The sequence below is a fragment of the Olleya sp. HaHaR_3_96 genome (assembly GCF_019278545.1).
Lineage (GTDB): Bacteria > Bacteroidota > Bacteroidia > Flavobacteriales > Flavobacteriaceae > Olleya.
In genome coordinates this window covers 2,575,923-2,590,420 of sequence record NZ_CP058987.1, presented here as the reverse complement: position 1 = coordinate 2,590,420, position 14,498 = coordinate 2,575,923, and the positions used below count along the sequence as shown (strand labels likewise).

Genomic DNA, 14,498 nt, shown 5'->3' with positions numbered 1-14,498 from the left:
AATATATCTAAATAGATTGTCTATTTTAAATGTTTTGGAAATACAATTTTTGATGTTTTTCCATTTTTTATATTTCTCCATGTATTTTGGGCAAATTCTATTTGTACAAATCCAGAAGTAGTAACGTTGTCAATAGGTATATTTCCTAACAAATTACACAATTTAGTTATAGCAAAATTATGTCCAAAAATCATCAAAACATTAATTGAGTCATCACAAGATAAAATTGAGTCTAAAATTGATGCTCCAGAAAAGTCATAAAGTTCTTTTTTTGGCTCAAATTTGATGTGTTTTAAATCTAAAACCTCGACGAATAACATAGCAGTTAACCTTGTTCTTTCTGAAGTACTACAAAAAATAAGGTCAGGATTTAAAAAATTAACTTTTAAGTGGTTAGAAACTAAAATAGCATCTTTAACTCCTCTATTTTTTAAAGGACGATCATGATCTTCAACATTACTTTCCCATGAAGATTTAGCGTGTCTAATAAATTGTATTATTTTATTCATACCTATCGTTTAAGTGTTATTATAACCGTTTATAAAAACCCAAAATACCTTTTATCGTTTTTATGTGTTCTATGACATATTTTTTTGATTTGCAACACAAATCACCATTCTTTTGTAGAGCTATTAATTAACTTTTATTCAAAACCTATTAAAATTACAGAATACTTTCAATAATCACTTTGTGATAATCTCCCTTAAACTATAGCATAATTTAACTAAGATACTTAGTTGAGTAGAAACATAATGCAGTAAAGGTATTTATATACCAGAGAATATTAAATTCTCTTTTATTATTTAATCTTTATTATACCCTTTTAATGTCAAAAGGATTTGTGCGTGTATTTTATTTGGCTTAAAAATATTAAACTATCTAATTTTTAAAGATGTTGAAAATAAATAAATTACAAAGGGGGCTACTTCTAGTGTTCCTTTTATTTGGCTTAGTTGCTCAAGCTCAAGTAAAAAAAGATTTTAATCCTCGCTATAACTCCACTATAACTGGAGAGATAACAATGGTTGCCAATAATATTCTATCAAGAACAGCGACTACCGATTATCAGGGAGAGCAAGATAATCACGATTTTACTAATAACGTTTATGTTGACATAGACAGTGATAATAGTACTTTTAACTCTAGTAGTGCCAATCTTGTAAACCCTAGACCTAATGATTCGTGCTTAGAGGTTGATAAAGTATTGTTATATTGGGCGGCAGCAGATAAAGGTATAAACACAGCTGGCGTTGAGTCGGAAAACGAACCAAACTGGAATTACAATAATGTAAAATTAATGCTTCCAGGTCAAACTACTTATACTACAATAATTGCTGACGATGTTATTTATAGAGGTCGAAATGAAAACCCACATTTAAATAACGATCCATACGTTTGTGTCAAAGACATAACAAATACAGTTAAAAATTTAGCCGACCCTTTTGGTAAATATCAAGTGGCCAATATTGAAGCTAGAACTGGTTATTTAGTATCACATGGTAACACAAATACTGGTACCTCTGGTGGTTGGCAAATCATAATGGTTTATAAGAGTGATAAATTAAAAACAAAGAATATAACATTATTTGATGGTTATGCAAATGTTACTAGTGCTCAAAATAATTTTAATGTTAACTTTTCGGGCTTCCAAACCGTACCAAATGGTAAAGTTAAAGCAGATATAGTAATTGGAGCTTTAGAAGGAGATCGCTCTTTATCAGGAGACCGATTACAAATATTAAATGCTTCAAATACTTTTGTAGATGTTGATGCCCCATTAAGAAGTGAAAATAATTTTTTTAATAGTAGAATTACAGTAGGACCAAGTAATGGTGCGAATAATTTTACTGATAGAAATCCTGCAAGTTTAAACACCTTAGGATTTGATGCTGCTGTTTTTCCTTTATCTAATAATGGAAATTCTATTCTAACTAATAACCAAACATCTGCAACTTTTAGATTAACTTCTAATCAAGAAACCTATGGTTTATTTGTTTTAGGTTTTTCTGTTGAAGTCTACCAACCAAATTTAGAAACAATTTTTACAGCAACACCTGCAGCTATAACTCCTAGTGACACTCCGGAAACGGTAACTTACTCTGCAACTATAACAAATATAGGAAATGACAATGCTGATAACGTAGTACTTTCTACTGTAATACCTTTAGGTTCTGAAGTAGTGTTACCTATAACAGGTTTACCTTCTGGAATAACTTATAATTATAACAATAGCACAAGAGTACTAATTTTTAATGTTCCTAATGGAATATTACTATCCGGAGAAAGTCTAACATTATCTTATAATTCGACAATCAATGTGAGTTGTTATTATTTAACAAATCAATGTTCAGACGTATTAAATTCAATATTAACAGCTACATATACGGGAGAACTAAACATTAAAGATTTTTCAAACAATAGTTCTAATAGTTTTGATAGTTGTGGCATAGGGAATTCATTAGCAACTCCTGTTACTGTTAATGCTCCACCTGCTGCTACTTGGGTAACTTTACCTGAAGCGCTTGATAGAGATATCAGTTGTACTGATGCTGCAGGTTTAATTAGTGCACAATCTTTAGCTCCTATAGCTTCCTGTAGCGGGTTGACTTTGGTTAAAACATCTGGAGATTTTGTAGCTTCAAATAATTGTCCATCAAACGGAACTTATACCAATACATGGAATTTTACTGATTCATGTGGAAGAACAATTGCAAACTACGTTCAAACAATTACTGTAACTGATACTACACCTCCAACCTTTACAGCTCCTGAAAACACTGAAATCTTCACAGATTCTTCTTGTAATTATGATGCTTCAACAACTATAACGGGAGAGGTAACTGATGAAGCCGATAATTGCTCAACAACTTTAAATGCTACATTTACAGATAACATTATAGACGGCACTTGCCCAGGTACTTTTGTTATTAATCGTACATGGTCATTAGTTGATGAGTGCGGAAACGCATCAGCAACACAAATACAAACAATTACTGTATCGGACACAACTCCTCCTAGTTTTGTTGCCCCCTTACCAGCAAATGGCACCGTCGATTTTGATGCTATTCCTGATGCTGCAATATTAACCGCTACAGATAATTGTGGTAATGCCAATGTTACTTTTAATGAAAGTACTACTGATGATATTTGTACTGGAGCAATTACTATAACAAGAACTTGGATTGCTACAGATGAGTGCAATCTGACAACAGAACATACTCAAATATTAACAGTTACACAAGCGCTTCTAACAGCTTCTATAACAACAGTAACAAATGTTGCTTGTAATAGTGACGCTAATGGAAGCATTGACATTGCTATAAGTGGAGGAACAGAACCTTACATGTATGTTTGGAATGATGTAAATAACTCAACTAATCAAGATTTATCAAATGTAATAGCTGGCGCATATAGTGTAACAATTACTGATGACAATGGATGTACTACCAATATAGGAGCTACCATTTCTGAACCATCTAGTCCTCTTAGTTTAAACATAACAAAAGTAGATGCTACAACTGCTCAAGGCTGTGCTAATGGTGAAGCTACAGCAATAGTATCTGGTGGTACAACAGATTACACTTATCAATGGAGTAGTTCTGCAGGAAACGCGACTACTGCTTTGGTTACTGGTTTATCTGATGGCACGCACAGTGTAACTATTACCGATGGTAATAATTGTACCATAACACAAAGTATAGTTATTGAATGTGTTAACACTTGTGATGCGGAGATTGATATAACCAATATTACAGATGTACTTTGTACTGGTGATACAACTGGGGCTGGAACTGTAACTGCTAACTCGGATGCTAACCCTAGCGCTACATTTACATTCACATGGTCATCTGGTCAAGTTAATACTGGTGTAACGTCTAGTACTTTGGAAAACTTAACTGCTGGTGTATATTCCGTAAGTGTAACTATAGACGGAACTGTATGCCAAGCTGTTGAAGAAACAATATCAATTACTGAACCTAGTAATGCTCTTGATGTAACAGCTACAACTACTGATGAATTGGGACCTGCAACAGATGATGGTACAGCAACAGCTGTTGTTACTGGAGGTGTTGAACCTTACACCTATTCATGGTCCCCTGGAGGAGAAAGTACGAGTGTAATTACTGGACTAAGTGCTGGCGATTATACTATAACAGTAACAGATGCCAATGATTGTAAAGACTCAACTACAGTTACTGTCAACCCTGGTTCATGTAATAACCTGTCAGTAACAGGTACTTCTAGCCCTGCTATTTGTTTTGGAGAAAGTAATGGAAGTGTAGCTGCCACTGTAACTGGAGGATCAGGTAGTTTTACTTATGCATGGGATACTATTTCTAACACAACAACATCGGTAAGCAACTTATCAGCTGGAGATCATACTATTACTGTTACAGATGCTATCACATCATGTACAACAAGTACGACTATAACGATTAATGAACCTAACATTTTAAGTTCTGCTATAGCAGTATCTAATATATTATGTAAAGACTATGCTACAGGTTCTCTTGATTTAGCTGTTAATGGTGGTAATGGTGGTTATACTTTTCTATGGGATAATGGAGAAACCACTGAGGATTTAATAAACGTGGTTGCTGGAACATATTCTGTAACTATCACTGATTCTGAAGGCTGTCAAAGTACTAATTCAGCTACTATAATAGAGCCTACCACTAACGTGTCTGTTACAATCACTACACAATCAGATATAATATGTGAAGGTTTAGGAACAATTATAGTCGAAGGTGCTGGAGGTATAAATCCATATTCATACTCTATAGATGGTGGAACCAACTACCAAACAAGTGGAACTTTCTCTAATTTACCGGAAGCTAATTATACGATAACAGTAATAGATGCCAATGGATGTGGCACAACAATAAGTACAAATATTCTTATTAACTGTACAGATGCTATCACAGATATTAATAATACATTCCAAGACGAAGAAGTTTCTGGTAATGTATTAACTAATGATGAAGATTTTGAAGGCGATAACCAAACAGTAACTGCTAATACAAATCCTGCTAACGGAACTGTAACTATTGATGCTGCTGGAAACTATACTTATACACCTAACGCTGGATTTACTGGTGAGGATACTTTCACGTACACAATCTGTGACGATGGTAACCCACAAGCATGTGATACAGCTACAGTTTATATTGAAGTATTAACTGTTAGTGGTCCTGAAAATGAAGCGCCTATCGCTAACGCTGATACTGCGACAACTCCAGAAGGAACAGAAATAGAAATTACTGTTCTTACTAACGATTTTGATCCTGACGGAGACACAATAGTTGTAACGAACACAACTACTCCTGATAATGGAACAGTAACTGTTGATCCAACTGGTGTTATTACTTATACACCTAATGATGGATTTATTGGTGAGGATACTTTTACTTATACAATATGTGATGATGCTAATCCTGCACTTTGTGATACTGCAACGGTAACAGTAACTGTACAACCTACAGATACGCCTAATACAACTAATGCTAATGATGATGCTTACACAACAACTCCAGGAGCTGATGTAATGCAAAACGTATTAGTAAATGATAATGATATTGAAGGTGATACTCAATTAGTAACTGCTAACACAAACCCAACTAATGGTACTGTAACAATGTCTCCTAATGGTGACTTTACTTATACCCCTAACCCTGGATATACTGGTGCGGACTCTTTCACTTATACTATTTGTGATGATAATGCTGACCAAGCTTGTGATACAGCTACAGTTTATATTACAGTGGGTGGTATTGCTAATACTACTGATGCTATCGCGGATATTAATAATACATTCCAAGACCAACCGGTAACTGGTAATGTATTAACTAATGATGAAGATTTTGAAGGTGACAACCAAACAGTAACTGCTAATACAAATCCTGCTAACGGAACTGTAACTATTGATGCGGCTGGAAACTATACTTATACACCTAACGCTGGATTTACTGGTGAGGATACTTTCACCTACACAATCTGTGACGATGGTAATCCACAAGCATGTGATACAGCTACAGTTTATATTGAAGTATTACCTGTAAGTGGTCCTGAAAATGAAGCGCCTATCGCTAACGCTGATACTGCTACAACTCCAGAAGGAACACCGATTACTATTACTGTAATTTCTAACGATTTTGATCCTGATGGTGATACAATTACTGTAACTAATACAACAACTCCGGATAACGGAACGGTAACTGTAGATCCTATTACAGGTGAAATTATCTATACACCTAATGATGGATTTATTGGTGAGGATACTTTTACTTATACAATATGTGATGATGCTAATCCTGCACTTTGTGATACTGCAACGGTAACAGTAACTGTACAACCTACAGATACGCCTAATACAACTAATGCTAATGATGATGCTTACACAACAACTCCAGGAGCTGATGTAACTCAAAACGTATTAGTAAATGATAATGATATTGAAGGTGATGATCAAACAGTAACAGCTAATACAAACCCGACTAATGGTACTGTAACAATCTCTCCTACTGGTGAGTTTACTTATACTCCTAACTCTGGATTCAATGGTACTGATTCTTTTACATATACAATCTGTGATGATAATACTGACCAAGCTTGTGATACAGCAACTGTTTATATTACTATTGGTGGTATCGCTAATACTACAGATGCTATAGCGGATATTAATAATACATTCCAAGACCAACCGGTAACTGGTAATGTATTAACTAATGATGAAGATTTTGAAGGTGATAACCAAACAGTAACTGCTAATACAGATCCTGCTAACGGAACTGTAACTATTGATGCTGCTGGAAACTATACTTATACACCTAACACTGGATTTACTGGTGAGGATACTTTCACGTACACAATCTGTGACGATGGTAGCCCACAAGCATGTGATACAGCTACAGTTTATATTGAAGTATTACCTGTTAGTAGCCCTAGAAATGAAGCACCGATTGCTAATGCAGATACTGCTACAACTCCAGAAGCAACTGAAATAGAAATTACTGTCCTTACTAACGATTTTGATCCTGACGGAGACACAATAGTTGTAACGAACACAACTACTCCTGATAATGGAACAGTAACTGTTGATCCAACTGGTGTTATTACTTATACGCCTAATGATGGTTTTACGGGTGAGGATACTTTTACTTATACAATATGTGATGATGCTAATCCTGCACTTTGTGATACTGCAACGGTAACAGTAACTGTACAACCTACAGATACGCCTAATACAACTAATGCTAATGATGATGCATACTTTACAACACCAACATCTCCATTAACAGCGAATGTATTAGTAAATGATAATGATATTGAAGGCAATAATCAAACGGTAACAGCCAATACAAACCCAACAAATGGTACAGTAACAATATCTCCTAATGGTGACTTTACTTACACCCCTAACCCAGGGTTCTCTGGTACTGACTCATTCACATACACAATCTGTGATGATAATACTGACCAAGCTTGTGATACAGCTACTGTCTATATTACCATAAACGGTATTGCCGGATTAAATGTTGTAAAAGCAGCTTTTAATGCTAACGGAAACCTTTGTATTGTAGCTGGTGACTTAGTAACATATACATTTACCGTTACAAATCCTGGTGATTTACTTATTAGCTCTATAACAATTACTGATACGTTATTAGGTGGTGATATTACTGCTGATGTAACTTTGACTGGAGACACAAACAATGATGGTCTACTTGACCCTTCAGAAACTTGGGTTTATACAGCTCCAAATTACACTGTGACCCAAGAAAACGTCGATACAGGTCTAATTACAAACAGTGTTACTGTAACTGGATTAGAACCTGATGGAACAACAAGCATACAAGCAACTGATACCTATGTGATTGATGAGAATAATACAGAAGTAACATTTTGTACGCCTACTAATGGTTTAAACATTGTTAAGTCTGCTGCAATTGCAAACGGTGAGGCGTGTTTAGTCCTTGGTAGTGAAGTAACCTATACGTTCACTGTAACTAATACTGGTACAGTATCTATTAATACGGTAACTATTACAGATGCTTTATTAGGTGGTGATATTACTGCTGATCTAGTACTTGCTGGTGATACTAACACTAATGGTGTGATTGAGCCAACAGAAACTTGGAGCTATACTACTAATAACTACACAGTAACACAAGCTGATGTTGATGCTGGAAGTATTACTAACACAGTAACTGTGGATGGTATTGAAATTCTTGGTAATACAGATGTAACTGCTACGGATACGTATGTGATTGATCAGAATAATACAGAAGTAACATTCTGTACGCCTACTAATGGTTTAAACATTGTTAAGTCTGCTGCAATTGCAAACGGTGAGGCGTGTTTAGTCCTTGGTAGTGAAGTAACCTATACGTTCACTGTAACTAATACGGGTACAGTATCTATTAATACGGTAACTATTACAGATGCTTTATTAGGTGGTGATATTACTGCTGATCTAGTACTTGCTGGTGATACTAACACTAATGGTGTGATTGAGCCAACAGAAACTTGGATCTATACTGCTAGTAACTACACAGTAACGCAAGCAGATGTTGATGCTGGAATGATTACTAACACAGTAACTGTGGATGGTATTGAAATTCTTGGTAATACAGATGTAACTGCTACGGATACCTATGTGATTGATCAGAATAATACAGAAGTAACATTCTGTACGCCTACTAATGGTTTAAACATTGTTAAGTCTGCTGCAATTGCAAACGGTGAGGCGTGTTTAGTCCTTGGTAGTGAAGTAACATATACGTTCACTGTAACTAATACTGGTACAGTATCTATTAATACGGTAACTATTACAGATGCTTTATTAGGTGGTGATATTACTGCTGATCTAGTACTTGCTGGTGATACTAACACTAATGGTGTGATTGAGCCAACAGAAACTTGGATCTATACTGCTAGTAACTACACAGTAACGCAAGCAGATGTTGATGCTGGAATGATTACTAATACAGTAACTGTGGATGGTATTGAAATTCTTGGTAATACAGATGTAACTGCTACGGATACCTATGTGATTGATCAGAATAATACAGAAGTAACTTTCTGTACACCTACTAACGGTTTAAACATTGTTAAGTCTGCTGCAATTGCAAACGGTGAAGCGTGTTTAGTCCTTGGTAGTGAAGTAACATATACATTCACTGTAACTAATACGGGTACAGTATCTATTAATACGGTAACTATTACAGATGCTTTATTAGGTGGTGCTATTACTGCTGATCTAGTACTTGCTGGTGATACTAACTCTAACGGTGTTATTGAGCCAACAGAAACTTGGATCTATACTGCTAATAATTACACAGTAACGCAAGCTGATGTTGATGCTGGAATCATTACTAATACAGTAACTGTGGATGGTATTGAAATTCTTGGTAATACAGATGTAACTGCTACGGATACTTATGTGATTGATCAGAATAATACAGAAGTAACATTCTGTACGCCTACTAATGGTTTAAACATTGTTAAGTCGGCTACAATTGCAAACGGTGAGGCTTGTTTAGTCCTTGGTAGCGAAGTAACCTATACGTTCACTGTAACTAATACTGGTACAGTATCTATTAATACGGTAACTATTACAGATGCATTATTAGGTGGTGCTATTACTGCTGATCTAGTACTTGCTGGTGATACTAACTCTAACGGTGTTATTGAGCCAACAGAAACTTGGATCTATACTGCTAATAATTACACAGTAACGCAAGCTGATGTTGATGCTGGAATCATTACTAATACAGTAACTGTGGATGGTATTGAAATTCTTGGTAATACAGATGTAACTGCTACGGATACCTATGTGATTGATCAGAATAATACAGAAGTAACATTCTGTACGCCTACTAATGGTTTAAACATTGTTAAGTCTGCTGCAATTGCAAACGGTGAGGCGTGTTTAGTCCTTGGTAGTGAAGTAACATATACGTTCACTGTAACTAATACTGGTACAGTATCTATTAATACGGTAACTATTACAGATGCTTTATTAGGTGGTGATATTACTGCTGATCTAGTACTTGCTGGTGATACTAACACTAATGGTGTGATTGAGCCAACAGAAACTTGGATCTATACTGCTAGTAACTACACAGTAACGCAAGCAGATGTTGATGCTGGAATGATTACTAATACAGTAACTGTGGATGGTATTGAAATTCTTGGTAATACAGATGTAACTGCTACGGATACCTATGTGATTGATCAGAATAATACAGAAGTAACTTTCTGTACACCTACTAACGGTTTAAACATTGTTAAGTCGGCTACAATTGCAAACGGTGAAGCGTGTTTAGTCCTTGGTAGTGAAGTAACATATACATTCACTGTAACTAATACGGGTACAGTATCTATTAATACGGTAACTATTACAGATGCTTTATTAGGTGGTGCTATTACTGCTGATCTAGTACTTGCTGGTGATACTAACTCTAACGGTGTTATTGAGCCAACAGAAACTTGGATCTATACTGCTAATAATTACACAGTAACGCAAGCTGATGTTGATGCTGGAATCATTACTAATACAGTAACTGTGGATGGTATTGAAATTCTTGGTAATACAGATGTAACTGCTACGGATACTTATGTGATTGATCAGAATAATACAGAAGTAACATTCTGTACGCCTACTAATGGTTTAAACATTGTTAAGTCGGCTACAATTGCAAACGGTGAGGCTTGTTTAGTCCTTGGTAGCGAAGTAACCTATACGTTCACTGTTACTAATACTGGTACAGTATCTATTAATACGGTAACTATTACAGATGCTTTATTAGGTGGTGCTATTACTGCTGACTTAGTGCTTGCTGGTGATACTAACACTAACGGTGTGATTGAGCCAACGGAAACTTGGATTTATACTGCTAATAACTACACAGTAACGCAAGCGGATGTTGATGCTGGAATTATTACTAACACAGTTACTGTGGATGGTATCGAAATTCTTGGTAATACTACAGTGACTGCTACGGATACTTATGTGATTGATGAGAATAATACTGAAGTAACTTTCTGTACACCTACTAATGGTTTAAACATTGTTAAGTCGGCTGCAATTGCAAACGGTGAGGCTTGTTTAGTTCTTGGTAGTGAAGTAACCTATACGTTCACTGTTACTAATACTGGTACAGTATCTATTAATACGGTAACTATTACAGATGCTTTATTAGGTGGTGCTATTACTGCTGACTTAGTACTTGCTGGTGATACTAACACTAACGGTATGATTGAGCCTACCGAAACTTGGATCTATACTGCTAATAACTACACAGTAACGCAAGCGGATGTTGATGCTGGAATGATTACTAACACAGTTACTGTGAATGGTATCGAAATTCTTGGTAATACTACAGTGACTGATACGGATACTTATGTGATTGATGAGAATAATACTGAAGTAACTTTCTGTACACCTACTAATGGTTTAAACATTGTTAAGTCGGCTGCAATTGCAAACGGTGAGGCTTGTTTAGTCCTTGGTAGCGAAGTAACCTATACGTTCACTGTAACTAATACAGGTACAGTATCTATTAATACGGTAACTATTACAGATGATTTATTAGGTGGTGCTATTACTGCTGACTTAGTGCTTGCTGGTGATACTAACACTAACGGTGTGATTGAGCCAACGGAAACTTGGATTTATACTGCTAATAACTACACAGTAACGCAAGCGGATGTTGATGCTGGAATGATTACTAACACAGTAACTGTGGATGGTATTGAAATTCTTGGTAATACAGATGTAACTGCTACGGATACTTATGTGATTGATGAGAATAATACAGAAGTAACTTTCTGTACGCCTACTAATGGTTTAAACATTGTCAAGTCTGCTGCAATTGCAAACGGTGAGGAATGTTTAGTAGTTGGTAGCGAAGTAACCTATACGTTCACTGTTACTAATACTGGTACAGTATCTATTAATACGGTAACTATTACAGATGCGTTATTAGGTGGTGCTATTACTGCTGATCTAGTACTTGCTGGTGATACTAATACTAACGGTGTGATTGAGCCAACGGAAACTTGGATATATACTGCTAATAACTACACAGTAACGCAAGCGGATGTTGATGCTGGAAGTATTACTAACACAGTAACTGTAGATGGTATTGAAATTCTTGGTAATACAGAGGTAACTGCTACGGATACCTATGTGATTGATGAAAACAACACAGAGTTAACTTTCTGTACACCTACTAATGGTTTAAACATTGTTAAGTCGGCTGCAATTGCAAACGGTGAGGCTTGTTTAGTAGTTGGTAGTGAAGTAACCTATACATTCACTGTAACTAATACGGGTACAGTATCTATTAATACGGTAACTATTACAGATGATTTATTAGGTGGTGCTATTACTGCTGACTTAGTGCTTGCTGGTGACACTAACACTAACGGTGTGATTGAGCCAACAGAAACTTGGTTCTATACTGCTAATAACTACACAGTAACACAAGCGGATGTTGATGCTGGAAGTATTACTAACACAGTAACTGTGGATGGTATCGAAATTCTTGGTAATACTACAGTGACTGATACGGATACTTATGTGATTGATGAGAATAATACTGAAGTAACTTTCTGTACACCTACTAATGGTTTAAACATTGTTAAGTCGGCTGAGATTGCAAACGGTGAGGCTTGTTTAGTCCTTGGTAGCGAAGTAACCTATACGTTCACTGTAACTAATACAGGTACAGTATCGGTTAACTCAATAACTATTACAGATGCTTTATTAGGTGGTGCTATTACTGCTGACTTAGTACTTGCTGGTGATACTAACACTAACGGGGTGATTGAGCCAACAGAAACTTGGATCTATACTGCTAATAACTACACAGTAACGCAAGCGGATGTTGATGCCGGAATTATTACTAACACAGTAACTGTGGATGGTATTGAAATTCTTGGTAATACAGAGGTAACTGCTACGGATACTTATGTGATTGATCAGACTAATACAGACGTAACATTCTGTACTCCTACAGCTATAATTGATATAATTAAAACAGGTGTTTTCAACAATGATAATAGTAATGACTGTACTGAAGTAGATGAAACAATTACATATACATTCACTGTTACAAACTCAGGTACGCTATCATTAGAAAATATTATAATAACAGATCCATTACTAGATAATGCAGCGACGCCTGTGTCAGTAACATATGTTTCTGGTGACGCAAACAATAATAATATTCTTGAGTCTACCGAAACTTGGATATATACTGCCACGTATTTAGTTACACAATTAGATATTGATGCTACAGAAGTTGTCAATACTGCTACTGTAATAGCTACAGCAATTCTTAATGGAGAAACAACAACAGCGACAAGTCAAACGACTACAGAATTAATCGAAGATACTACACCGCCTAACGTTTCAACTTGTGCGGTTTTAGATGAAACAATTGAATGTGATGGTGAGAATAATAATTTACTTGCTGAAATATGGAACGAGGCTAATATTACAGCTCTTGAAAATTGTGCCACAGATGCTTGTGACAATACGTTTACAGTAACGTCAAATTATGACTTTACTAATTTAGTATCTACTTGTGGTGCTAGCGGAACCATTGAAGTAATATATACTTTAACAGATACGACTGGTAATGCTAGTACATTTACTGCTACAGTTAGCATTGTTGATACAACAGGCCCTGCATTAACCATACCTTTAGATTTACCATCAAGTGTTACTTGTTCTAACGTTCCTGAAATACCAGAATTAGTATTTGACGACAACTGTTCTATAACTGATGTTCAAGTCGTCTTTGAAGAGACAACGACATTTACTGGATCTGAAGAGGTTTACGATGTTACGTGGACTTGGATAGCTACTGATAATTGTGGAAATGATACAGTAATTACGCATACAATCAATGTGACTACTGAAAATTTCATAACACCATTAACCGCCGATAGATGTACTGAAGACGGTTTATTAGATCTTTACGAATTCTTACCTGCTGATGCTGACACAGACATCGAATGGGACGTTCTAACAGATGGTATAACAATTGTAGATGGGATATTTGATCCTCTTGAAATAGCGGTTGGTGATTATGTATTTACATATACCTCTTTAAATAATGGTTGTTTAAACACCTATGAGTTAACCATTACTATTAATGACGACTGTATTGTACTTCCATGTGGAGAAGATGACTTAAAAATATCTAAGGCTGTAACTCCAAATGGCGACAACTACAACGAGTTTTTCACCGTTGGTGGTTTAAATGAATGTGGTTTTATAATAGACCTAAAAATATTTAACCGTTTTGGTGATATTGTTTACGAATCTAGAGACTACCAAAATGATTGGAATGGACAAAGTCCAAGTGGATCTGTAGGATCGGCAGGAAGACTACCAAACGGAACATATTACTATGTAATAAATATATTAGATAGTGGAATCAAACCATTAGCAGGCCCTATTTATTTAGGAACAAAATAAAATA

Annotated in this window: 2 protein-coding genes; one reads left to right on the top strand and one right to left on the bottom strand. The window is 35.7% G+C overall.

Annotated features, from left to right (window positions below; all coding sequences use genetic code 11):
* Nucleotides 1-20 precede the first annotated feature (20 nt).
* Entirely contained in the window at nucleotides 21-509 is a 489-nt protein-coding gene (locus H0I26_RS11380) for a SixA phosphatase family protein (RefSeq protein ID WP_218698828.1), read from the bottom strand.
* A 383-nt stretch (nucleotides 510-892) separates the two neighbouring features.
* On the opposite strand from H0I26_RS11380, the gene H0I26_RS11375 reads away from it, so the two are divergent.
* A complete protein-coding gene (locus tag H0I26_RS11375; protein ID WP_218698826.1) occupies nucleotides 893-14,494 on the top strand; it encodes an Ig-like domain-containing protein in 13,602 nt (4,533 codons plus the stop codon).
* Nucleotides 14,495-14,498 lie beyond the last annotated feature (4 nt).